Below are 22,302 nucleotides of genomic sequence, written 5' to 3'. Positions count from 1 at the left end.
TGCAATTCCGTGGGTGCCCGAAGAGGTCAGGCCGTGCCGGTGATCCGCGCGCTCCCCCGCACCACGTCCCCGTCGTACAGCGCCACCGCCTGGCCCGGGGCCACCCCGCGCAGCGGCTCGCCCAGCTCCACCCGCAGCACCCCGCCGGGGCCGGGGTGCACGACCGCGGGCGCCAGGCCCCCGTGCGCGCGCACCTGCACCGTGCAGGCGAACGGCCCCGCGGGCGCCTCGCCCGAGCTCCACACCACGGCCGTGGCGTCGATCGCGCGCACGTCGAGCGCGTCGGCCGGACCCACCCGCACCGTGCCCGACACCGGCTCGATCCCCAGCACGTAGCGGGGGCGGCCGTCGGCGGCGGGGGCGTCGACGCCCAGGCCCTTGCGCTGCCCGACGGTGAACCCGTGGACGCCGTCGTGGCGGCCCAGCTCCGCGCCCGTGGCGTCGTCGACGATCGGGCCGGGCCGGGCGCCGATGCGCGCGCCGAGGAACGCGCGGGTGTCGCCGGAGGGGATGAAGCAGATGTCGTGGCTGTCGGGCTTGTCGGCGACGCGCAGCCCGCGGGCCGCGGCCTCCGCGCGCACGGCGGGCTTGGGGGTGTCGCCGAGCGGGAACATCGCGTGCCGCAGCTGGTGCGCGGTGAGCACCGCGAGGACGTAGGACTGGTCCTTGTCGACGTCGACGGCCCGGCGGAGCTCGCCCTGGCGCAGCTGCGCGTAGTGCCCGGTGCAGACGGCGTCGAAGCCCAGCCCGAGCGCCCGGTCGAGCAGCGCCGCGAACTTGATCTTCTCGTTGCACCGCAGGCACGGGTTGGGGGTCTCCCCCGCCGCGTAGGCCGCCACGAAGTCGTCGACGACGTCCTCGGTGAAGCGCGCCGCGAAGTCCCACACGTAGAACGGGATGTCGAGGACGTCGGCGGCGCGGCGGGCGTCGCCGGCGTCCTCCTTGGAGCAGCAGCCGCGCGACCCGCCGCGCAGCGCGGCCGGCGTCTCCGACAGCGCCAGGTGCACCCCGACGACGTCGTGCCCGGCGTCGACGGCGCGCGCCGCGGCCACCGCGGAGTCGACGCCGCCGCTCATCGCGGCCAGAACCCTCATGTCAGGACCCTCATGCGCTCAGCGCCCCGCCCCGGCCCGCCGCGCGCGCTCCACGACCTGCCCGATCACCGCCGCCACCGCGTCGACGTCCTCGGGGCGCGAGGTGTGCCCCAGGGAGAAGCGCAGCGAGCCGCGGGCGGTGGCCTCGTCGGTGCCCATCGCGAGCAGGACGTGGCTGGGCTGCGCCACGCCCGCGGTGCAGGCGGAGCCGGTGGAGCACTCGATGCCGTGGGCGTCGAGCAGCATGAGCAGCGAGTCGCCCTCGCAGCCGGGGAACGACAGGTGGGCGTTGCCGGGCAGCCGCGACGGCCCGCCGTCGATGGTGCCGGTGCCGGGGTCGCCGTTGAGCGTGGCGTCGCCGACGGTGGCCAGGACCTTGCCGACGAGGTCGTCGCGCAGGCCGGTGAGCATCGCGGCGCGGCGCGGGGCGTCGGCCACCGACAGGTCGACGGCGGTGGCCAGCCCGACGACGGCCGGCGTGTCGAGCGTGCCGGAGCGCACGTCGCGCTCCTGGCCGCCGCCGTGCAGCAGCGGCGTGAGCTGCACGGACCGCCCCAGCAGCAGCGCGCCCGCGCCGTAGGGGCCGCCGAGCTTGTGGCCGGTGAGGGTGAGCGCGTCGACGCCGGACGCGGCGAAGTCGACCGGCAGGATCCCGACGGCCTGCACGGCGTCGGTGTGCAGCGGCACGTCGAACTCGTGGGCGATCTCGGCGAGCTCGCGGACCGGGTTGACGGTGCCGACCTCGTTGTTGGCCCACATCACCGACACGAGCGCGACGGTCTCCGGCGCGGACTCCAGCGCCGCCCGCAGCACCTCCGGCCGGACGCGGCCGACGCCGTCGACGGGCAGGTGCTCGACGGTGGCGCCGGAGTGCTCGGCGAGCCACTGCGCCGAGTCGAGGACGGCGTGGTGCTCGATGCCGGGCAGGAGGACGCGGACGCGGCGGGGGTCGGCGGCGTGGCGGGCCCAGTACAGGCCCTTGACGGCGAGGTTGTCGCTCTCGGTGCCGCCGGTGGTGAGCACGACCTCCGACGGGCGCGCGCCGACGGCCGCGGCGATGCGCTCGCGCGACTCCTCGACCTCGCGCCGGGCGCGGCGGCCCGCCGAGTGCAGGGACGACGCGTTGCCGGTGCGGGCCAGTGCCTCGCACATCGCGGCCACGGCCTCGGGCAGCATGGGTGTGGTCGCCGCGTGGTCGAGGTAGGTGGAGCCGGCGCTCGGTGGCGTCACGTCACATGGCCTTCCCGTGTCGCTGGGTCGACCCGAGGATAGTCGCCCGGGCTCCCGCCTACGCGGCGACGGGGACGGGCCGGGCGTCGGGACGGGGCGCGACGGGGACGGGGTGGGACACACCGGTCACGGCACCGACCGCGGTGGCCGCGGCCGCGGCGAGCGCCCGCCGGTCGGACCCGGCCGGGTCCAGCGCGGGCAGCACGGTCATCTCGCAGGTCAGGGCGGGTGCACGCAGGACGCGGCACAGCGAGTCCCACAGCGTCTGGTCGCCGACGAAGGCGCCCGTCGCGGTGGCGGGGCCGGCGCCGTCGCGCAGCACGAACGCGACGGGTGTGACGGGCGTCCCGGCGTCGACAGCGGCCTGGAACGCGGCCCGACGGAACGTCCCGGCCGCGGCGCCGCACCAGGTCGTGCCCTCGGGGAACACGCCGACGACGGCGCCCGAGCGCAGCGCGGCGGCGGTCTCGGCGACGGTGGCGGGGAGCGCCCGCAGGCCCGAGCGGTCGACGAACAGGGCGCCGGTGCGGGCGGCGAGCGGGCCGAGGACGGGCCAGTCGCGGACCTCGCGCTTGGCCTGCATGCGCACCGGCCCGGCGGCGAACAAGGCGAGCACGTCGATCCAGGACAGGTGGTTGGCGACGACGAGCGCGCGCTGGCGCGGCAGCCGCCCGGAGACGACGGCCCGCACCCCCGCGGCCCGCAGCGCGGCACCGGCGCAGGTGCGCACCCAGCCCCGGCGCGCCCGTCCGCGCAGCACGGCGACGCCCGCGACCGTCCCCGCCAGCACGACGACGAGCCCCGCGAGCCGGGCGGCGAAGCACGCCGCGCCGACGCGGGGGCCGTCGCCGGGCAGACAGCCGGGCCCGCAGACCGGCACGGGCACCCAGGCCGCCGGGGCGCGGTGCAGCGCGCTCACGCCCCCTCCCCCAGGAAGAACCGGGCGTAGCGGGGGTCCATGTGGTCGAGGCCGAGCAGGACCGGGAAGTCGGCGCAGCCGAAGTCGGGGTCGTGCGCGGGGTCGCCGCACACCTGCGCGCCCAGGCGCAGGTAGCCGCGCAGCAGGGGTGGGAGCGGCGCGCGGACGACCGGGCCGTCGTGCGTCCAGGGGCGGTGGGGCGTCACGCGCCGGTCGGGGGGTGAGAGGTGCCCGTCGCGGACCCTCGCGGCCACCGACGCGGCGAGCGCTCCCCCGTCGGCCAGCGGGACGCTCGCGCAGCCGATCAGCCAGCGGTGGCCGGTGAGCAGCATGTAGCGGGCGATGCCGGCCCACACGAGGTTGATGACGGCGCCGTCGCGGTGGTCGGGGTGCACGCACGAGCGCCCGGTCTCGACCAGCGAGCCGCGCAGCGGGGCCAGCGCGTCGAGCGCGAACTCGCCCTCGGCGTAGAGGCCCCCGGCGTCGCGGGCCCGGGCGGGCGGCAGCATCCGGTAGGTCCCGACGATCTCGCCCGTGGCGTCCTCGCGGACGACGAGGTGGTCGCAGTGGGCGTCGAACCTGTCGACGTCCAGGCCGGGCTCGGGGCTGTGCAGCCGGGCGCCGAGCTCACCCGCGAACACGCGGTGGCGCAGCCGCTGGGCGGCGCGGACCTCGGCGGCGTCGGTGGTGAGCAGCAGGGAGTAGCGGGAGGCGGCGGCCGGCGGGGTCGCGGCGAGCACCTGCGATGCGGTCACCCGCTGTTCGTAGCCCTCGGAGGTGACCCGGACCCCGACCCCTCATTGCAGGAAAGCCACGTTCACGCAACCAGATGGCGTGAACGTGGCTTTCCTGCAAGAACTAGCGGCGGCAGATCAGGACTTGCGCTTCGCGATCTCGTCCTTGAGCTGCGGAGCGACGGTGAACAGGTCGCCCACCACACCGAAGTCGGCGATCTCGAAGATCGGCGCCTCGGCGTCCTTGTTCACCGCGATGATCGTCTTCGACGTCTGCATCCCGGCCCGGTGCTGGATCGCACCCGAGATCCCCAGCGCGATGTAGAGCTGCGGGGACACCGTCTTCCCGGTCTGCCCGACCTGGAACTGGTGCGGGTAGTAGCCCGAGTCGACCGCCGCGCGCGAGGCGCCCACGGCCGCACCCAGGGTGTCGGCCAGGCCCTCGACCACACCGAAGTCGTCCGCCGAGCCCACACCGCGGCCACCGGACACGACCACCGAGGCCTCGGTCAGCTCCGGGCGGTCACCGCCCACGATCGGCTCGCGGCTGGTGACCGTGGCGTTGCGCCCGTCGACCGTCACCGTGACGGTCTCCTGCGCGCCGGCGCCCGCGGTGGGCTCGATGTCGACCGAGCCCGGGCGCAGCGTGATCACCGGGTGCTCGGTGTTGGCCTTGGCCTCGGCGACGAACGCGCCACCGAACACCGAGTGCGTGACACCGTCACCGGCGATGGCGACGACGTCGTTGAGCCACGCCGAGTTCGTCCGGACCGCCAGGCGACCGGCGATCTCCTTGCCGTCCGGGGTGACCGCGATCAGCACCGCCGCCGGCGACGCCGACTCGACCAGCGAGGCCAGCACCGACACCTCCGGGGTCAGGAACGACGCGTCGTCGGTCTCGGCCACGTAGATCTTCTCCGCGCCGTGCCCGGCCAGGCCGTCGGCCAGCTTGGCCGCCGTGCCCGCCGCACCCACCACGACGGCGGACGGCTCGCCCAGCGTGCGGGCGGCGGTCAGCAGCTCGTAGGTCGACTTCTTGATCTCACCCTCGAGGTGGTCGACGAGGACCAGTACCTCAGCCATATCGGTCTTCCTTCCTCAGATGAGCTTCTGGGAGACCAGGAACGCGGCGATCTTCGACCCGCCGTCGCCCTCGTCCTCGATCTTCTCGCCCGCGCTCTTGGGCGGCTTGGGCGACGCGGAGGTCACCAGCGACAGCGCGTTGGCCAGACCGACCTCGGAGGCGTCGATCCCGGCGTCGGCCAGGCCGATCGTGGAGACCGGCTTCTTCTTCGCGGCCATGATCCCCTTGAACGAGGGGTAGCGCGGCTCGTTGATCTTCTCTCCGACCGAGATCACGGCGGGCAGCTCCGCGGACAGCATCGTGATGCCGTCGTCGGTCTCGCGCTTCACCGTGACCGCCGACCCGTCGATCGTGATCTCGCGGGCGTGGGTGAGCGCGGGGAACCCGAGCAGGTCGGCCACCATCGCCGGCACCGCACCGCCGCGGCCGTCCGAGGCCTCGTTGCCGGCGATGACCAGGTCGACGCCCTCGACGGTGCCGATCGCCTTGGCCAGCGCCTTCGCGGTGCCCACGGCGTCGGTCCCGGCCAGCGCCTCGTCCGACAGGTGCACCGCCTTGTCCGCACCCATCGACAGCGCCTTGCGGATCGCGTCGGTGGCCCGGTCGGGGCCCATCGTCAGCACGGTGACCTCGGAGCCGTCGTTGGCCTCCTTGAGCACCAGCGCGGCCTCCACGGCCCGCTCGTTGATCTCGTCCAGGACCGCGTCGGTGGCGTCCCGGTCCAGAACACCGTCCGACGGGTTGAGCTTGCGTTCGGAGTAGGTGTCAGGCACCTGCTTGACCAGCACGACGATGTTCATCGGACCTCTTCGACCTCCTGCCGGTGCGGACGCTGCCGCTCGTGGGTCTCGTGGGGACGAGAACCCCACGGATGTATCGACTCTGCCACCCGTTGCGGACTCTCGGCGCGGCGGGCGACGCTGCAGGTCATTGTTACCGGGCGGTATCCGCGCGGCAAACGCACAGGGTGGTGAGGCTGCTCACCGAGGGTCGCTGAACCGTGTGTGATCGGCGTCACGATGGCGGTTGCCTGCCCGGACGGAACGGGCACCCAGGACGTGGATCGAGTGACGGACGACCGGCGCATCCCGGCCGGCCCGCACCGATGGAAACGGAGTCTTCACCATGCCTCTCATGAACCGCCTCCTCGGAGCCCTGCGCGGTGCCACGAACCCCGGCCACCAGGGCGGCCACGGCCGTCCCGTCGGCGGCGTGACCCCCGGCGCGGGCCGTCCCGCCGGACGCAGCGGCGGACTCGCCGGCCTCGTCACCTCGGTGCTGGGCAACCGCCGCCGGCGCTACTGAGCCCGACCGCTCCACCTCCCTGACGAACGGCGTCCGCGACCACGCGGGCGCCGTTCGTCGTCCGTTCGCGTCCTCCCGCGCACGCCCCGGAGCCGATAGGGTCCGCCGGTACCTCCCGGATGACCCGGACAGGCCGACGGGAACCCGTCTGCGGGGTGCGCGTGAGAGGGGTGCCGCCGTGGTGGTGACCGGGTACGACGACCGTCACGGCTGCGGCTACGTCCTCAGCACCGGGGCCGACGCCACGGCCCCCGCCTCGCACACGCAGTCGGTCACGCACAACGGGCTCACCGTCCGGGCCACCCCGGAGCTGGCCGCGGCCCTGCGCGACGCGCTGACCCACCGGCCCGTCGCACTGCTGGGGTGGTCGGGACCCGAGGTCCCCCTGACCTTCGACGACCGCATCCTGCTGGCCTGGCTCCGGCACACGGTGGGCGGCGTGCTGACGGTGGCGGGCGGCCCGGAGCGCTGAGGGGCCCAGCCCACCGCGCCCTCCCCGCGCCCTCCCGCGCCCTCTCGGCCATCGCCAGACGCGCCGCTCCCGCGCCCTCCAGCGCCCACCCGCCTCGCCGCTCCTGCGTCCTCCCGCGCCCCCCGCGTCCTCCCGCGCCCTCCCGCGCCCGCCCTCGCCCTCCCGCGCCCTCCCGCGCCCGCCCTCGCCCTCACCCGCGTGACAGTGGAGTGGCTTTACTGCCACTGGATGCAAGTAAAGCCACTCCACTGTCATCGGGGCGGGGGGCGGGGGGCGGGGGGCGGGGGGCGGGGGCGGGGGGCGCGGGCGGCGGGCGCGGGGGCGCCGGGGCGGCCGTGCGTCGCCCTGCTCCGTCTGTCACCGTCGGCGCGTGACATCCCACCCGGCCCCCCTGCCGCTGACCGGCGAGCGGACCGTCCCCGGCATCCCCGAGGAGAACTACTGGTTCTTGATCGCTTAGACGGCATGCGCACGATCATTAGCGCTGCTGGTCACTGAGCGTCATGCGCATAGTTCTCGTGGCACCGACGGCCCTATAGGCGGCCCGGACCGGTGCGGGAACACCGGCTCCCCGGGCCTTGATCGCCCCAGGAGGCGACCCGCGGTGACCGTATCCGACCCGTCCGGCTCCGGCCAGGCACCACCGGCCGTCGAGCAGACCCCCGCAGCGACCACCGTCGTCAGCGCCCTCCGTGCGCAGGCCGCGCAGCTGCGGCGCGCCGTCGAGCACATCGCCGCGCAGCCGATCGACGAGCCTTCTCCCGTCATGGCCAGCATCGGCGTCACGGTCGAGACACGGCTCCGAGAGCGCGCCTCGTTCGTCGGCGGCCTGGAGGCAGCCGCGTCGCAGCTCGACGACGAGGCCACCCGCACCGAGCGCTACGGCCTGCGGTGAGCACCGCCGTCCTGCTCGATGTCGTGTTCTGCGCCCTGGTCGCCGTCCTGACCGGCTCTCTCGCCGTCGTCCTGCGCGGCCCCTACCTGTCCGCCCGCAGCTCTGCGCGCGGCCGCCACACCCACACCACCAACACCACCCGAGCACCTGGAGATCACGATGCGCGCCATCCCCGTCGACACGACCCGAGTCCGGTTCATCGCCACCGGCAAGCACGCGGCCCGCGCGGTCTACGCCGAGCTCTCCGACGGCAGCCGCAAGCGCGTCCCTGACAGCCACGACAAGGACGAGCAGGGTCGCCCGATGTGGGTGGTTGACGTGATGGTCGACGACCCCGACGCCGAGCGCGCCGAGATCGCCGCGGTCAAGGTCGCCTCCTACGAGGTGCCGGAGACCCGCCTCGGCGACGAGGTCCGGTTCCTCAACCTCGTGGCGGTCCCCTACGTCGCGCAGGGCACCGGCCGGGTCGCGCTGTCCTTCCGCGCCGACGGCATCGAGAACACCAAGCCGAAGGCCGCCGCGGCCTGACCGCGACCTGACCCCGAGCCGTTCAAGCTCGGACCCGCGGCCCGTCCCCCTGCCTGGCATCCACTCCCCTGGGCAGGGTGGCGGGCCGTCGTCGTCTCTGGAGGACGTCGTGACTCTGCTCGACTGGCACCACCGCCGCACCGACCGCGTCGCCAACTACGAGTTCGCCGCCTCGATGCGGTGGGCGTTCAGACAGGCCTGCATCGGCGCGGGTGTGTGCCTGGCCGTGGACTCCCCGATCGCAGGCACCTCGTTCCGCACACCCGAGGTCACCAACGTCGAACTCGGGACACCGCTGCGGATGACCGTGCGGATGCTGGAGGGCACCGTCCCCGCCGCGCTCGCCCGCGCAGGACACCTGATCGCGCCCCACCTGGGCGGGGTGGCGCTGCGGGTCGCCGACCGCGGGTTCGGCTGGGCCGTGGTCACCGTGCTGACCTCGGATCCGCTGGCCGGGTCGCTCGAGCTGCCGCCGTCGCCGCGCGCGGGTGTGCTCCTGGGGCGGGACGAGGGCGGCGAGAACCTTGAGGTCGACCCGGTCGAGCTGCCGCACCTGATCGTGCAGGGCCAGACCCGTAGCGGGAAGAGCACGTGGCTGTACGCGCTGATCGTGCAGCTGCTCCGCCACCTCAACGTTGTGGTGGCCGGCGTCGACCCGTCCGGGATCACGCTGCGCCCGTTCACCGGCACCGCGCACGCGAGGTGGCAGGCGTCGGGGCTGGCCGACCCGCACGCGCTGGAGGCCGTCCTTGTCGCCCTGGTCGCCGACATGGACGCCCGGCTCGCCGCGATGCCACTGGACCGAGACATCCTCCCGATCTCCGCCGAGCACCCGCTGGTCGTCACGATCCTCGACGAGTACCCGGCGCTGCTCCGCGCGCTCGACGCCGCCGACCCGAAGCAGGGCAAGCGCGTCCGGGCCCTGGTCGCTCGCCTGCTCGCCGAGTCCCACAAGGTCGGGCATCGGATGGTGATCGCAGCGCAGCGGGCGGAGGCGTCGATCGTGGGCGCCGCGGAACGGGCCCAGTGCGGCGGTCGGCTCTCGTTCCGCGTCGACTCCGCGGACTCGGTGAAGCTGCTGCACTCCGACGCCGAGCTGCTTGCCGGCGGCCACACCTCCGCACGCCCCGGGATCGCGCTATGCAGCTGGCCCGGCCGCCCACTCACCCGCATCCGCGGCCCCTACCTCGGCGGGTACGGCGCCTACGCCGCGGCCGTCACCGCAGCCACCCGCGGTGCCGCGTGATCCCCACCGAGCTTCTCCCAGCTCCCCTGCCCTCGTCGCGGCGTGCGTGCACCTGCATGGTCGTCGTGTGGGCCGCACCCTGCCCGCGAGCCGGCGGCCGTCCTACCCATGCGTGCGGCCCACACGACGACCATGCCGCCCTCTGGGGCCGTGACGAGGGCAGGGGAGCGACCCCCCTGCCCGAGACCGGTGCCCCCGGCAGGGCCGCCGGAGGCAGCTCGTGACCGCCGCGGGGCCCGCACAGCGCCAGCGCGCCGCGCGCGCCGGAGGCGTGAGCGCGGCGCGGGAGGCCGCGCAGCGGCCGACCCTTGGTAATAACGCACCTACTTCTTCCGGCGGCGCCGATGCAGCCCGGGAACGTCGGAACCAGGCGTGGGCCCTGCGTCGTCGCTTGTGGGAGATCAGCTCGCTTCCGCGGGTCCGGGCATGTGGGCGGGTGTCGCGCAACGCTGTAGGGGGTCCGACGCTGCGGGTGTCCGGTGACGAGGGTTCACGAGCTGCAGGTTTCGCCGGGCTGGTGCACTGCGGTAGCCCGTGGGCGTGTCCGTGCTGTGCCCGCCGGATCGGCGCTCAGCGGGCCCAGGAGATCCGCGAGGTTGTGTCTGCTGTGGACGCCGACGGTGGCGGTTGCGGGCTCGTGACGTTGACGTTGAGGCACCACCGCGGGCACCGGCTCACCGACTCGTGGAGCGCACTGCGGCACGCATGGGCCCGGGTCACATCCGGCCGCGCCTACCAGCGGGAGGTCGAGCAGTTCGGCATCACCGGGTGGATCGCCGCCGTCGAGGTCACCCACTCCGACCGGAACGGCCACCATCCGCACCTGCACGTCGTGTTGTGCTTCGACACGCCCGTATCCGACGATCTGCTCGGCGAGCTGGGCAGCCGCTGGTTCGCCCGCTACCAGCGCGCTCTGGCCCGGCGAGGGTTCGACGCGCTGGAGTTCGACGGCGGCCTGGACACCCGCACCGTCACCGCCGACTCGTCCGGGGCGCTCGCGGTGTACCTGGCGAAGTTGTCACTGGAGGTCACCGGATCGACCCGGAAGACCGGCCGGCGGCACTCGTCGCGCACCATGTGGGAGGTCCTCGCCGACGGTGTCGCCACCGGGCTCGCGGACGATCTTGAGGCGTGGTTCGAGTACGAACGCGCCAGCCACGGGCGCAAGCAGGTCACCTTCTCCCGCGGCCTGCGCCAGCGCTACCGGCTCGCCGAGGAGGAGACCGACGAGGACATCGCCGCCGCCGACCTCGGTAGCGACGACCTGATCGCTCTACCTGCGGAAACGTGGCGTGCAGTCCGCGACGTCGCTGAGGAGCTGCTTACCGTCGCTGAGGCCGAGGGTCTGGAAGGTGCGGTGCGGTGGCTCAGTGCGCGCCGCCTCGCTTGGAGCTGGGCTAGGCCGGCGCCGCCGACGTAGGATCGCCGCGCCGCGCTCCCCCGCGGCGGACATGTCGTCCGACCGGGGAGCAGCTCGTGAACGTAGGACGGCCCGGGTGCGCGGCCACACCGTCGAGCGGGGTACACGGCCAGGGCGGGCACTGCCTCGGCGAGCCGACGCACACAGCGGTGGTCCGGTGGCGCCAGCGCCGGTGCTGGGTCCGTGTCTTCCTCTGCCGGCGCCACGTCGACCTCGCCCCGGACGCCGAGCCGATGACCGCGCGTCACGTCGAGCTGCTCGCCGCCCGGCACGAGGACTGGTCGCGCGCCCTGGCCGGGCTCGGCTACGTCGGGCCGCCGACGTCGACCGATCGAGCCGGCGTGTGACCCTCGGCGCGCTTGACGGCGGCGAGGCGACCCGTTGAGATCCGCAGGTGTCGGTCATCTACAAGATCACCTACCCAAACGGGAAGATCTACGTCGGCCAGGACCGGACCGACACCCTCAACTACTACGGCAGCGCCGACAGTCGGCTCATCGAGCAGGACTTCACCCGAGAGCAGCAGCGCGACTTCACCATCCGCAAGGAGATCCTGTGGGAGTCGGCAACGGCCACTCACAGCGAGGTCACGCAGCGCGAGGTCGCACTGATCCGCCAGCTCCGATCGAACGACCCTGCGGTGGGATACAACCGCTGGCCGAGGCCTGCGACCGCCTGACCTGCGGGGATGGCGTGCCCCGGGTCGCGCGCTGCTCCTGGCCGACCCGGGGCGCAAGCCGCCGTGCAGGTTCCATCCCGCCGTGCGGCGCTTCCCTTCCCTGTTGCGGGCCATGTTGACCCGCACACGCAGCGTAACCGCTCGCCGTGCCCGGTCGCACTTCTAGCGACTGGTCACGGTGGGTAGCCGTTGACGGGGAGATGATCTTACTCCGAGTGCCGGGGCAGTCCATGATCGTCCGCCGGGTCCGCGCCACCCTCGCCTGCGCTGCGAGCCCGTCACCGGCCACCAGGGGGCGCGCTGTACGGGCCCAGGACGGCTCACGCGCAGGACAGGAGCGCAGGACCGAGGCTCGCACGGGGCGGCCGTCAGCGGCCGCTCAGGGCCGCGACGGGCTGGGCGCGCCGCGAGCGCGGGGAGAGGGATTCATAGGGGCATGGGTCCCAACGCGCGCAGGGGGTCGGGAGAAACGGGGCCTCGACCACGCAGCGACCAGGGGCGGCCGGCGCGCGAGGTACGCACCGGCCGCCCCTGGGATGGTGGGGGCTACGACCCCCCACCGGCGAGGAGCTCGCGGGCCTGGCCGAGGAAGCTCGGCGGCTCGGAGGCGAGGATGCCGCCGCCGACGAGGTCGTCCCGGACCCGACGCAGGCGCGCCTGCTCGTCGACCGCGGCCGCCCTCACCGCCCACGCGCTCGCCGTCGCCCGCCCCTTGCCCATGGCGTCTGTGCTGTCCTGTACGCCCGCGGCGCGCAGGGTGGCGGTCGCGTCCGCCATGTCCTTCTGCGCGGCCTTCACGCGCGCCTTGAGCGCCTTCTCGATGGCCGGCGCGTCCTCGGCCAGCAGCCGGATCGCCTCGTAGCGCCGCTTCTCGCTCACCTCCCGCTGGATCGAGCCGAGCAGGTGACCCTGCCTGGCGTCGAGCACGGCCAGGCGCGTGTCGACCTCGTCGATCCCGATGCGCTGCTCGGCCAGGCCGTTCACGAGCTCCTCGAACAGGACCGCGGTGCGCTCGAGGTAGCCGTCGGGCAGCGTGGGCAGGCTGATGCGAGCCTGCGCGGCTCGCATGCCGGGGGTGTCGAGGCCGAGGTCGGTGAGCGTGGACAAGTAGTAGCTCGGGCTGTAGCTCATGATCGTGATCCTTCAGTCGGCGAGCGGTAGCGGGAGGGTGCGGGCGCCCGGGTAGGCCCCCTTGACGACGATCGCGCAGTGGTCGACGGCGACCAGGCGCTGACGGACCTGCGGTAGGCCGTCGAAGGACATCCCGACGGCGTCGGGCGGAACGAGCTCCTCGAACCCGATCGAGAGCCGGTGCGGCTTGCGCAGCCACTCACCGAGCTCGTCCAGGACGTCCTCGTCGAGCCGCCACCGCACATGCAGGTCGTAGGCGCGCCGGTTGAACGACACGCACTCGCCGATCACGGGGGCGTCGCGCTCGTGGCCGATCTGGAGCCGGGGCCACCCGTCGGCGGCGACGGCGTCGGGGCCGGAGAACCACTCGACGACGTCGCCGGAGCGGTGGTGCACGGTCGCCGGTTCCCGCCACTTCAGCGCGATCCCCTCCAGGATCTGCGAGTAGCGACTACGGGTCCTCGGCGAGGCAAGGCCGGCGCGGTGGTGGGTGTCGGCGACCTCGGCGTGCATCCCGAACCGGCGGTAGATGACGCTCTGGTCCGGGCTGGGCTCGTCGTCGGTGTAGATGGGTGGGGCCATGTCGTTCTCCTCGTTGAAGGGGTGCTGCGTAGGTGAGAGATCCGGTCGTCCCCGAACTCGCGCGCGCGAACGCCAGGATCCGAATGTCCGAGAGACCCCCTGACCTGCGTATATAGGATCCGAGAGGTCTCCGAGAGACCTTCCGAGAGACCCGGATGCGTCCGAGAGAGGCGCCCGTCCGAGAGACCCCTCTCGGACGACCTCTCGGAGACCTCTCGGATCGCGTTTGCGCAGGTGGGACGGTCTCTCGGACACTCGGATGCGGGCACGGGTTCAGGCACTTTCGGCCTCGGGCATGACGGGGGCTTTGCCAGCCCGTCGCGCGCCGCTTTCGGTCAGGGTCCATACCCAGGTGGTGACCGCGCCGCGCTGCTGGCGGCTGACGAGCAGGCCGGACCGGCGGGCCTTGCGGCTGACGGTGTCCCACTTGAACCCGCGGCGTTCGGCCTCGTCGGCGCACTTCTTCGCGTGCAGCGGCAGAGGGTGACCTGCGGCGACGAGCTCGAACAGCCACGCGGTGTCGTCGGGCAGATCGGCGCGGTCGTTGGCGCCGCCGAGCAGGACGTCGGACAGGGTGTCGTCGGTGGTGCCGGTGATCGTGAACACTGGCTGGCTGACCGGAGCTCCGCCGATGAGCACGTCGACCGATGCCATGTCGTAGGTCAGGCGGGGCACGTCGTCGCCTGCGCGGCCGAGGTTGTTCTTGTCCTGCCCGAGCACCCGCTCGCCGTCGGGGCGCTCGACGAACGCCAGGACGGCGCGCACGGTGTCGCGTAGCCCGTGGCTGCCCGAGAGCAGTGACGCCACGTCGCCGGTGCGCTGCTTGTTGAAGTGGGCGACACCAGCGACGGCGGCCCCGGTGCGGTGTGCCAGGGCGACGAGGGGGCGCAGGCCGGCGCGGACGTCGTCGGTGCGGTCGGTGTTGGCGCCGCCGCGGTGCACGTCGATCAGGGGGTCGATCACGAGCAGTTGCGCACGGGTCTGTTCGACGGCGTCGCGGATGAGATCGATGTCGCGCGCCCACACGAGCGGCATCTCCGGGTCCTCGTCGGTCTCGGTGCCGTTGAGCAGGTGCACCCGGTCGAGGTCGGCGCCCGCGGCGGTGAGGCGGGGCACGGTGGTGTGTTCGTGGCTGTCCTCGGATGCGTAGATCAGGACGTCGGCGGGGCTGCCGGACAGCTCGCCAGGCAGGTCGCCGCGGGTGATGCGCGCTGCGCACCAGAGCGCGAACGGCGACTTGCCGACGTTGCCGCGGCCGGCGAGCACGCTGACCTCGCCGAGTGGGATCCGCCCGTACTCGCCGGTCTGCCACAACCACCGCGCGGCCTGCGGCTGGACAGCCGACGCTCGGACCATGCGCAGCCGACGCCCACCCGGCGTGGACTTGTCCCCGCTCGAAGTCGTCGCGCCTCCGCCGCCGGAGATCGTGGCGTCGGCGACCCAGGCCAACGGGCCTTCGTCGCAGTCGCACCCGCGCTCGTCCTCGGGTGTTGGGTCGCTGAGGACGATCTTCCGCGCATCGCGCAGGACCCTGTTGAAGTCTCGCTCGTCCTTCGCCCGGACCTGCCAGAGCTGGTCGACGGCCGTGGCGAGGCCGCGGTGTTCGCGCTCGTCGAGCCGGATCACGGCCAGCGCCCCGGAGAACTGCCCGGCCCGGGATCCGTCGGCCCACTTGTCCACGGCCCGCTGCATCGCTGCGCACGGCTCCACGTCCGCCGCCGTGCTGCGCAGGTTGAGCTGCCAGCGGGCGGTCTCAGCGGTCATGTCCGGGTCGTCGAGCTCGCGCACGACCGTGTTGGACCGCATCCGATCGGCGTCGCGCACGAACGCGCCCAGGTCTGTGTCGAGGGTGTCGGCGTGGTACCGCCAGTCCCGCTCACCCGCGACGATTGGGGCCAGGTCGCCGAAGTGGTCGTTCTCGTCGGCGACGGCGGGCGTGGTCATGGCGGTCATGGCGCGAACAGCCGGCGGGCCTGGACCACGACCGGGCACCTGGCGTGGCTATGGGCCATGATCGTGACGCCGTCCGAGTCGGTCACGGTGGGGCACCCCGGGGGGATCTCCGCGGTGCCCTGGAAGATGCGGATCGGCGTGGAGCCGTCCTCGTCGACGAGGTACGCGAGGTACCCGCCGTAGCCGGGGTCCTCCCCATCGGCGCGGACGATCACGACGATCTCGGCCACGTCCGCCGTGGTCATGTGCTGGCCGTGTCGACGTGAGGTCGTTCGTCGGGGTGTCCCGCGGTCGGTACGGCGGGCTATCCTGTTCCTGCGGTTGGATGACATGTCGCGTCGTCCTTCGGTAACGACACACGCGGGCCCGTTGTTCTGGCTGGGGAGCTGGGGAGCGGGCCCTCGTCGTGCCTGGGGAGTGGATCAGGCAGACACGGCGGCACGCCGGGCCTTGCTGGAGGCCAGCGCGAGACGCTGGAAGTGGGCGCGGCGGGCGCACTCCACTCGTCGTTCGCGCTCGGCGGGGTCGAGGTCGCCGCGGGGGTCTACTTCACGCTCGAACCGAGCGGTGAGACCGGCCTGCCCGCGATGGGCGTTCACGGCGGGGTCCTCGCGGGACCATCGGGCGTTCGCTGCGATCTGCGCGCGCAGCCGGCGCTGAGCTCGATCTAGAGCCATGGAACCGCACTACTTCCTGTTGCTCGACCAGTCCCCTGGTCGATGTGGCCTGTGGACTGATCCACTGCGCGCATGTGCGGTTACGCGCAGCCACTCCCTTGCCGAGAAACGTATAGCACGCCGTTACTTTGTGCAAACCCCCCCGCGCTGCGCCACGCTTTTGAGCAGGGACAGCGCCTGGCGCCGTTGCAGAGAGCTACAGTAGAGCGATGAACTAGACCCGATCGCCGCGCGCGAGCCGGCGCGCGGAGTCACGTGCTCGTCGGTCCGCCACGGATCGCCCGTACCGGCGGACCATGAGCGGTGACCGCCACCCTGCGAGCCGCTCGACGTCGCCCTCGTTCGCGCCGTGCGACAGCAGGTCGTCAGCCCAGGTGTGCCGGAACTGATGAGCGTGGATCGGGTCCATGCCAGCGACGGCGCACCGGCGGGTCAGCATCTCGCCGACGCCGCCGCCGGTCATTCGCCCGTCCCCTGCGCCGTCCCATCGCGCCGACAGGAACAGGGCCGGCGACTCCCGGCCGGCGCGGCGCTGATCCCGAGCCCGCAGGTACTTCCGCAGCGCGATCGCAGTCTTGCCTCCGAACGGCACGATCCGGGGGCGGCCGCCCTTCGTCCGGTGGAGCGTCACTTCCTGCTGTTGCAGGTCCAGGTCGGCGACGTCGATCCCGACCAGTTCGCCGCGGCGGACACCGGTGTCGAGCAGCATGCGGATGATCGCGGTGTCGCGGCGGTCGATGAACGTAGGACCGGCCATCGTCTGGAGCAGCCCCGTGAGGTCCCCGTCGGGGATCACGGGTACGGGCGGGAGGCTCTCCTCGGGCAATGCGACGCCCGCAGCAGGGTTCTGGACGACACCGCTGCCGTCCTGCGTGGCGAGGTACCCGAACCACAGCCGCAGGCTCTTGAGCCGGATGCGCAGGGTGTTCTGCCCGCGGCCCTCGTCTGCCATGCCCGACAGGAACTCCCCGACGTGGCGAGCGGTGACCTGACCGGGGGTCGTCACGGTCGGGTGGCGCTCAGCGAGGAACGCCCGTAGCTGACGCACCGCTCGGACGTACGTCACGCGCGAGAGGTCGGCGACCTTGCGCTCATGGGTCAGGACTAGTTCCCACTCGTCTTGCCAGTCCGCCAGCGCATCCACGGGGAGACTGTACGCTGCTGCGAGGTTCTCGTCTCGCAAGGCGGCATGCGGAACTCAGGACGTCAGGAGGTCATGTCGGGTGCGCGACACAATGCCAGGTGGCGAGGGTTGCCTTCCGCTCACGGGGGAGCGTACAGTCCCGGGAGTCAGCCACGAGAACTACTGGTTCCGCCGCCACGAGGTGGTCTACGAGGCCCTGCGCGAGCGCTGCCGCGGCGCCGTCGTGCTCGAGGCCGGGTGCGGCGAGGGGTACGGGGCGGACCTGCTGGCCGGGGTCGCGCGCCGGGTCGTCGCCCTCGACTACGACTCCCTCACCACCGCCCACGTCACCCACCGCTACCCCCGCGTCGACGTCGCCCGCACCAACCTCGTCGCGCTGCCGGTGCGCGACGGGGCCGTCGACGTGGTCGTGTCGCTGCAGGTCGTCGAGCACCTGTGGGAGCAGGAGCGGTTCCTGCGGGAGTGCCGGCGCGTGCTGCGCCCGGGCGGCGCACTGCTGCTCTCGACGCCCAACCGCATCACCTTCTCCCCCGGCCGCGACACGCCGCTCAACCCGTTCCACACGCGTGAGCTGTCGGGCGCGGAGCTGGCCGGGCTGGTGGGCGACGCCGGGTTCACGGGCGTCGAGGTGCAGGGTCTGCACCACGGGCCGCGGCTGCGCGCGCTGGACGCGCGGCACGGGGGGTCGGTCGTCGACGCGCAGGTGGCGGTCGTCGTCGACGGGAACCCGTGGCCCGACGCCCTGCTCGCGGACGTCGGGTCGGTGACGACCGACGACTTCCTGCTGCACGGCGACGACGTCGACGCGAGCCTCGACCTGCTCGTCCTGGCCACCCGCGGATGACCGCCCCCGTCGGCACCTTCTGCCTGGTCCTGCACAGCCACCTGCCCTGGCTGGCGCACCACGGGCGCTGGCCGGTCGGCGAGGAGTGGCTCTACCAGTCGTGGGCGCACTCCTACCTGCCCGTCGTCGACGTGCTGGAGCGCCTCGCCGCCGAGGGCCGCCGCGACCTGGTGGCGCTCGGCGTCACCCCCGTCCTCGCCGCGCAGCTCGACGACCCCTACTCCCTGCGCGGCGTCCACGACTGGATCGGCGGCTGGCTCCTGCGCGCCCACGAGGCCGCGGCGCGCCTGCCCGAGCTGGGCGCGCACGAGCACCGCGCCGCCACCACCGCGTTGGAGCTGTTCGAGCGCCGCTGGCGCCACGGGGCGTCGCCCGTGCTGCGCGGGTTGTCCGACGCGGGGGCCGTCGAGCTGCTCGGCGGGCCCGCGACGCACCCGTTCGCCCCCCTGCTGGAGCCGCCGGTGCGGGCGTTCGCGCTGGCCACGGGCCTGGCCGACGCCCGGCTGCGGCTGGGCGCGACGCCCGCGGGGATCTGGGCGCCGGAGTGCGGCTACGCGCCGGGGATGGAGCGGGAGTACGCCGACGCGGGCGTGGCGCGGTTCCTCGTCGACGGTCCGGCGGTGCGCGGCGACACGGCGTTCGCGCGGCCCGTCGGAGACTCCGGCGTGCTCGCGTTCGCCCGCGACCTCGACGTCACCTACCGCGTCTGGTCGCCCCGCGCGGGCTACCCCGGCGGGCGCGACTACCGCGACTTCCACACCTACGACCACCCGTCGGGCCTCAAGCCGGCCCGGGTCACCGGTCGGTCGGTGCCGCCGCACGAGAAGGCGCCCTACGACCCCGCGCGGGCCGCGGCCGCCGTCGAGCGCGACGCCGCCGACTTCGTGTCCGTCGTCCGCGACCGGCTCGTCCGCCTGTACGAGCAGCACGGCCGGCCGGCGCTGACCGTCGCCGCCTTCGACACCGAGCTGTTCGGCCACTGGTGGCACGAGGGCCCGGCCTGGCTGGAGGCGGTGCTGCGCGCGCTGCCCGACGCCGGGGTGCGGGTGACGACGCCGGCCGGGGCCGTCGAGCACGGCCTCGTCGGCGAGGCGGTGGAGCTGCCGCCGTCGTCGTGGGGGTCGGGCAAGGACTGGCGGGTGTGGGCCGGGGTCGAGGACCTCGTCGCGCTGAACGCGCGGGTGCAGAAGGCGCTGCTGTCGGTGCCGGCCGGCGGCCCCGCCCGCGACCCCCTCCGCGACGCGCTCGCCCAGGAGGCGCTGCTCGCGCTGTCGAGCGACTGGGCCTTCATGGTGACCAAGGACTCGGCGGCCGGGTACGCCCGCGACCGCGCGCACGCCCATGCCGCCCGCGTCGACGAGCTGGCGGCGCTGCTGCACGCCAGCCGCCGCGCGGCCGCGGAGCACCGCGTGCGGGAGTGGCCCGCCCACCCGTTCGGCCACGTGGACGCGCGCGACCTGCGCCCCTGACTCCGGTACCGGGGGTTCGCACACAGGCTGCGGGGCCGGCACACAGGGCCGGACCTGTGTGCGAGCCCCGGAAGCTGTGTGCGAGCCAGCGCCCTCAGCGCACGCGCGCGATCACCATGTCCAGCGGGTGCGGCACGTGCCCGTCGTCCTCGATGCCGCGCAGGTGGTCGAGCACCGCGGCGCGCACCGCGGGCGTCATCGCGGCCGTGCGGGCGCCGACGAGGAAGTCGAACACCGCCTCGCCGCGCCCGCACGGGTCGGCCAGGACGTCGGTGACGTCGAGGCGCCCGACCAGGGTCTCGGTGCGGACCTCGAGGCCGCGGAGGTCGAGCTCGTCGCGGACGTCGGAAGCGAACCACGGCCGGTGCCCGCCCCACGGGCACAGCAGCTCGGTGAGCACGCAGAGCGGCTCGAGCGGGGCCGTCGCGGCGACGACCAGACCGCCCGGCCGGACCATGGTGAGCGCGTGGTCGAGCGAGGCGCCGAGGTCGTCGACGTAGTAGAGCGAGTGGACGAAGTGCACCAGGTCGGCGGGGTGGCCGGCGTCGTGGTCGGCGAAGTCACCGATGACGACCGACGGCGTCAGCGCCTCGGCGGGCAGCGCCGACAGCCGCCCCGCGAACCCCATCGCCGACGGCGCGTGCGGCTCCACGCCCGTGTAGCGGACGCGGCGACCGTCGGCGGCCAACGCGGCGGCGAGCGGGGCGTCGACGCTGCCGTCGCCCACCCCGACCCCGACGACCCGCACCGGGTCGCACCCCACCAGCAGCGGCGGCAGCACCCGGGCCAGCCACTCCTGCAGCCGCGGGCGCTGGTCGCTCGCCGCCTCGTAGGCCGCGTGGGTGAGCGCGTAGCGCTCGCCGGACAGCGGCGGCAGGGGTGCGCAGCCCCGGACCTCCTCGCGCAGGCGGTCGAGCGGGAGGGTCGAGCCGGCGGTGGTCACCGTTCCACGCTAGGGCCGCTACCCGTTCGGGGCGCGGCGAAACCTGAGCTGTGGTTCGCTCGGAAGGTGACCTCCCCCGACACGGCCCGCCGCAGTCTCGACCACTGGAGCGAGGCGGGACGCGCCGAGATGGAGGCGTTCTACGCGCTCGCGACCGAGGACTACCGGCAGCTCGCCTCGGCCCGCGACTGGGCCGCCGACCTGCGCGCGCACGCCGTCGACGACCGCGTCCGGCTCCTCGACGTGGCCTGCGGCAGCGGCAAGTTCCCGTCCGCGCTGCTGGCCTCGGGGCTGCCGGAGCGGCCCGAGGTCGCCGTCGACCTGCTCGACCCGTCCGCCTTCTCCATCGCCGAGGCCCGCGCCGTCCTGCGTCCCCCGTTCGTCGCCGCCGGCGAGCACGAGGTGTTCCTGCAGGACCTGTGCGCCGAGGGCGCGTTCGACGTCGCGTGGGCCACGCACGCGCTCTACGCCATCCCGCCCGCCGAGCTCGGCGCGGGCGTCGCGCGGATGGTGGCGGCGCTGCGGCCCGGCGGGTTCGGCGTCGTCGCCCAGGCCTGCGCGCGGTCGCACTACCTGGCCTTCTACGAGGCCTACCGCGCGGAGATCGCGCCGGACGTCACCCCCTACACCGACGCCGAGGGCGTGGCCGACGCGCTGCGCGCCGCGGGCGTCGAACCGCAGGTGGTGCCGATCCACTACACGACCGGGTCGGCCGACCGCGCCGTCGTCGAGGGCTTCCTGCAGCGCTGCGCGTTCGACGACACGGTGCCGCTCGAGGCCATGGAGGCCGACGGTCCGCTGGGCGAGTACCTCGCCGGCTGCCGCGACGCCTCCGGCGCCTACACCTTCACCCACGAGACACACCTGATGACGTGGGAGAACGCGTGAACCCGTTCCTGTCCGCCACGACGGCGGCCGGCGGCGCGTCCGACGTGGCCGTCGCGTGGGACCGGGGCAACGACCAGTGGTGGGACTGGTACATGTCCCTCGCCGACGGTCCCGCGGCGTCCGGCCCGCTGACCAGCCCCGCTCCGCACGACCCCGGCCCGCTGCCCACCGACGACGCGCTGGCCGCCGAACTGGCCGAGCCCTACCCGCTGACCGGTGCGCAGGTCGCGCACTTCCGGGCGGAGTCGTTCGTCAAGCTCCCCGGGGTGCTGTCGCCGGGCGGGCTGGAGCGCCTGCGGGCGCGGCTGCGGGAGATGCTCGACGCGGCCGTCGACCCGGCGGTGGGGTTCCAGAGCCTGGAGATGATGTGGCTCGAGGACCCGCTGCTGCGCGCCGCCGTCCTCTCCCCCCGGATCGGCGGCATCGCGGCCGGGCTCCTCGGCGCCGACCGGGTGCGGCTCTACCACGACAACGCGCTGTCCAAGGAGCCCGGAGCCGGCCGCACGCCGTGGCACTTCGACGCCCACCACTTCCCGCTCGCCTCGGCCGACGTGCTGACGGCCTGGATCCCGCTGCAGCCGACGCCCCGCGAGATGGGGCCGCTCGCCTTCGCCCGCGGTGCCGACACGTGGCGACTGGTCGAGGACGTCGCGTTCGACAAGCACGGCACGTCCTACGACCGCGGCGTGTCCGAGGCGTTCCGGGCGCGCGAGGTGGCGGTGGAGGACGGGCCGTTCGCGGCGGGTGAGATGAGCTTCCACTCCGCCCACTGCTTCCACACCGCGGGCGCCAACCTCACCACCGTCCCCCGCATGGTGCTGGCCACCACGTACTTCGCCGACGGCGTGCGGGTGGTCGACGCCCCGACGATGGTGAGCGGGGACTGGCGCAAGTTCATCCCGGGCGCAGAACCCGGTGAGGTCGTGGAGAGCGACCACAACCCCGTCCTCTGAAGCGCCCTCCCGTCCCCCACCCCCGCGAGTCGGGGTCTCGTTGCGAGCGAGTCGGGGTCGAGGCGTCACCCCACCCCGACTCGCCCGCCACCACACCCCGACTCGCGGGGTT

Annotated in this window: 24 protein-coding genes; 12 read left to right on the top strand and 12 right to left on the bottom strand. The window is 73.9% G+C overall.

Annotation, left to right across the window (positions count from 1 at the left end; genetic code table 11):
- Positions 1–26: 26 nt before the first annotated feature.
- The 6 genes from mnmA to HOP40_RS14920 form a co-directional block, all read right to left on the bottom strand.
- On the bottom strand, positions 27–1,094 hold the full coding sequence (gene mnmA / locus HOP40_RS14945) for a tRNA 2-thiouridine(34) synthase MnmA (RefSeq protein WP_172158961.1): 1,068 nt from the start codon (positions 1,092–1,094) through the stop codon (positions 27–29).
- Between the two features lie 18 nt (positions 1,095–1,112).
- On the bottom strand, positions 1,113–2,324 hold the full coding sequence (locus tag HOP40_RS14940; RefSeq protein WP_275691356.1) for a cysteine desulfurase family protein: 1,212 nt from the start codon (positions 2,322–2,324) through the stop codon (positions 1,113–1,115).
- A 58-nt stretch (positions 2,325–2,382) separates the two neighbouring features.
- Positions 2,383–3,243 carry a lysophospholipid acyltransferase family protein gene (locus tag HOP40_RS14935; RefSeq protein ID WP_172158956.1) on the bottom strand — a complete coding sequence of 287 codons (861 nt, stop codon included), beginning with the start codon at positions 3,241–3,243 and terminating at the stop codon, positions 2,383–2,385.
- Entirely contained in the window at positions 3,240–3,998 is a 759-nt protein-coding gene (locus HOP40_RS14930) for a GNAT family N-acetyltransferase (RefSeq protein ID WP_172158954.1), read from the bottom strand. The genes HOP40_RS14935 and HOP40_RS14930 overlap by 4 nt, the downstream gene beginning before the upstream one ends.
- 117 nt (positions 3,999–4,115) lie before the next feature.
- Positions 4,116–5,060: an electron transfer flavoprotein subunit alpha/FixB family protein gene (locus HOP40_RS14925; RefSeq protein WP_172158951.1), complete on the bottom strand. Its 945-nt coding sequence runs from the start codon at positions 5,058–5,060 to the stop codon at positions 4,116–4,118.
- A 15-nt stretch (positions 5,061–5,075) separates the two neighbouring features.
- Positions 5,076–5,861: an electron transfer flavoprotein subunit beta/FixA family protein gene (locus tag HOP40_RS14920; RefSeq protein ID WP_172158948.1), complete on the bottom strand. Its 786-nt coding sequence runs from the start codon at positions 5,859–5,861 to the stop codon at positions 5,076–5,078.
- Between the two features lie 334 nt (positions 5,862–6,195).
- On the opposite strand from HOP40_RS14920, the gene HOP40_RS14915 reads away from it, so the two are divergent.
- The 8 genes from HOP40_RS14915 (at position 6,196) to HOP40_RS14880 (ending at position 11,606) form a co-directional block, all read left to right on the top strand.
- A complete protein-coding gene (locus tag HOP40_RS14915; RefSeq protein WP_172158945.1) occupies positions 6,196–6,366 on the top strand; it encodes a hypothetical protein in 171 nt (56 codons plus the stop codon).
- Positions 6,367–6,544: 178 nt separating this feature from the next.
- Positions 6,545–6,838 (top strand): hypothetical protein, encoded by a 294-nt coding sequence (locus tag HOP40_RS14910; protein ID WP_172158943.1) that lies wholly within the window; start codon positions 6,545–6,547, stop codon positions 6,836–6,838.
- Between the two features lie 604 nt (positions 6,839–7,442).
- Positions 7,443–7,733, top strand: a complete 291-nt coding sequence (locus HOP40_RS14905) for a hypothetical protein (protein ID WP_172158941.1) — start codon at positions 7,443–7,445, stop codon at positions 7,731–7,733.
- A 159-nt stretch (positions 7,734–7,892) separates the two neighbouring features.
- Positions 7,893–8,261, top strand: coding sequence for a hypothetical protein (locus tag HOP40_RS14900; protein ID WP_172158938.1), 369 nt, complete (start codon positions 7,893–7,895; stop codon positions 8,259–8,261).
- A gap of 109 nt (positions 8,262–8,370) precedes the next feature.
- Positions 8,371–9,507, top strand: a complete 1,137-nt coding sequence (locus tag HOP40_RS14895; protein ID WP_172158936.1) for an FtsK/SpoIIIE domain-containing protein — start codon at positions 8,371–8,373, stop codon at positions 9,505–9,507.
- A gap of 220 nt (positions 9,508–9,727) precedes the next feature.
- Complete coding sequence (locus HOP40_RS14890; RefSeq protein WP_338053065.1) at positions 9,728–10,927, top strand: protein rep; 1,200 nt, start codon at positions 9,728–9,730, stop codon at positions 10,925–10,927.
- 56 nt (positions 10,928–10,983) lie between these two features.
- Complete coding sequence (locus HOP40_RS14885; protein ID WP_172158931.1) at positions 10,984–11,274, top strand: hypothetical protein; 291 nt, start codon at positions 10,984–10,986, stop codon at positions 11,272–11,274.
- 47 nt (positions 11,275–11,321) lie between these two features.
- Complete coding sequence (locus tag HOP40_RS14880; protein WP_172158928.1) at positions 11,322–11,606, top strand: GIY-YIG nuclease family protein; 285 nt, start codon at positions 11,322–11,324, stop codon at positions 11,604–11,606.
- A 546-nt stretch (positions 11,607–12,152) separates the two neighbouring features.
- Here HOP40_RS14880 and HOP40_RS14875 read toward each other — a convergent pair.
- The 5 genes from HOP40_RS14875 to HOP40_RS14855 form a co-directional block, all read right to left on the bottom strand.
- Positions 12,153–12,737, bottom strand: coding sequence for a hypothetical protein (locus HOP40_RS14875; RefSeq protein ID WP_172158926.1), 585 nt, complete (start codon positions 12,735–12,737; stop codon positions 12,153–12,155).
- Positions 12,738–12,749: 12 nt separating this feature from the next.
- On the bottom strand, positions 12,750–13,319 hold the full coding sequence (locus HOP40_RS14870) for a hypothetical protein (RefSeq protein ID WP_172158923.1): 570 nt from the start codon (positions 13,317–13,319) through the stop codon (positions 12,750–12,752).
- Between the two features lie 273 nt (positions 13,320–13,592).
- On the bottom strand, positions 13,593–15,263 hold the full coding sequence (locus tag HOP40_RS14865; protein ID WP_172158920.1) for an AAA family ATPase: 1,671 nt from the start codon (positions 15,261–15,263) through the stop codon (positions 13,593–13,595).
- Between the two features lie 5 nt (positions 15,264–15,268).
- Positions 15,269–15,517: a hypothetical protein gene (locus HOP40_RS14860; protein WP_172158918.1), complete on the bottom strand. Its 249-nt coding sequence runs from the start codon at positions 15,515–15,517 to the stop codon at positions 15,269–15,271.
- Between the two features lie 646 nt (positions 15,518–16,163).
- Positions 16,164–17,093, bottom strand: a complete 930-nt coding sequence (locus tag HOP40_RS14855; protein WP_172158915.1) for a tyrosine-type recombinase/integrase — start codon at positions 17,091–17,093, stop codon at positions 16,164–16,166.
- 91 nt (positions 17,094–17,184) lie between these two features.
- Here HOP40_RS14855 and HOP40_RS14850 point away from each other — a divergent pair, with 91 nt between their 5' ends.
- Both HOP40_RS14850 and HOP40_RS14845 read left to right on the top strand, forming a co-directional pair.
- Positions 17,185–17,937 (top strand): class I SAM-dependent methyltransferase, encoded by a 753-nt coding sequence (locus HOP40_RS14850; protein WP_172168372.1) that lies wholly within the window; start codon positions 17,185–17,187, stop codon positions 17,935–17,937.
- On the top strand, positions 17,934–19,406 hold the full coding sequence (locus HOP40_RS14845; protein ID WP_172158912.1) for a 1,4-alpha-glucan branching protein domain-containing protein: 1,473 nt from the start codon (positions 17,934–17,936) through the stop codon (positions 19,404–19,406). Before HOP40_RS14850 ends, HOP40_RS14845 begins: the two co-directional genes overlap by 4 nt.
- A gap of 94 nt (positions 19,407–19,500) precedes the next feature.
- Here the strand turns inward: HOP40_RS14845 and HOP40_RS14840 are convergent, their stop codons facing one another.
- Complete coding sequence (locus HOP40_RS14840; protein ID WP_172158909.1) at positions 19,501–20,349, bottom strand: methyltransferase domain-containing protein; 849 nt, start codon at positions 20,347–20,349, stop codon at positions 19,501–19,503.
- A 66-nt stretch (positions 20,350–20,415) separates the two neighbouring features.
- On the opposite strand from HOP40_RS14840, the gene HOP40_RS14835 reads away from it, so the two are divergent.
- Positions 20,416–21,237, top strand: coding sequence for a class I SAM-dependent methyltransferase (locus HOP40_RS14835; RefSeq protein WP_172158906.1), 822 nt, complete (start codon positions 20,416–20,418; stop codon positions 21,235–21,237).
- Positions 21,234–22,190, top strand: a complete 957-nt coding sequence (locus HOP40_RS14830) for a phytanoyl-CoA dioxygenase family protein (protein ID WP_172158903.1) — start codon at positions 21,234–21,236, stop codon at positions 22,188–22,190. Before HOP40_RS14835 ends, HOP40_RS14830 begins: the two co-directional genes overlap by 4 nt.
- Positions 22,191–22,302: the final 112 nt, after the last annotated feature.

Origin of the sequence: Pseudonocardia broussonetiae (assembly GCF_013155125.1) — a bacterium.
GTDB classification, from domain to species: Bacteria; Actinomycetota; Actinomycetes; order Mycobacteriales; family Pseudonocardiaceae; genus Pseudonocardia; species Pseudonocardia broussonetiae.
This window is presented reverse-complemented; position numbering and strand designations above follow the sequence as displayed.

Coding starts and splice junctions, on each gene's coding strand:
- mnmA (WP_172158961.1), bottom strand. CDS start 1,094: ATGAGGGTTCTGGCCGCGATGAGCGGCGGCGTCGACTCCGCGGTGGCC.
- HOP40_RS14925 (WP_172158951.1), bottom strand. CDS start 5,060: ATGGCTGAGGTACTGGTCCTCGTCGACCACCTCGAGGGTGAGATCAAG.
- HOP40_RS14920 (WP_172158948.1), bottom strand. CDS start 5,861: ATGAACATCGTCGTGCTGGTCAAGCAGGTGCCTGACACCTACTCCGAA.
- HOP40_RS14915 (WP_172158945.1), top strand. CDS start 6,196: ATGAACCGCCTCCTCGGAGCCCTGCGCGGTGCCACGAACCCCGGCCAC.
- HOP40_RS14900 (WP_172158938.1), top strand. CDS start 7,893: ATGCGCGCCATCCCCGTCGACACGACCCGAGTCCGGTTCATCGCCACC.
- HOP40_RS14875 (WP_172158926.1), bottom strand. CDS start 12,737: ATGAGCTACAGCCCGAGCTACTACTTGTCCACGCTCACCGACCTCGGC.
- HOP40_RS14870 (WP_172158923.1), bottom strand. CDS start 13,319: ATGGCCCCACCCATCTACACCGACGACGAGCCCAGCCCGGACCAGAGC.
- HOP40_RS14865 (WP_172158920.1), bottom strand. CDS start 15,263: ATGACCACGCCCGCCGTCGCCGACGAGAACGACCACTTCGGCGACCTG.
- HOP40_RS14860 (WP_172158918.1), bottom strand. CDS start 15,517: ATGACCACGGCGGACGTGGCCGAGATCGTCGTGATCGTCCGCGCCGAT.
- HOP40_RS14850 (WP_172168372.1), top strand. CDS start 17,185: ATGCCAGGTGGCGAGGGTTGCCTTCCGCTCACGGGGGAGCGTACAGTC.
- HOP40_RS14845 (WP_172158912.1), top strand. CDS start 17,934: ATGACCGCCCCCGTCGGCACCTTCTGCCTGGTCCTGCACAGCCACCTG.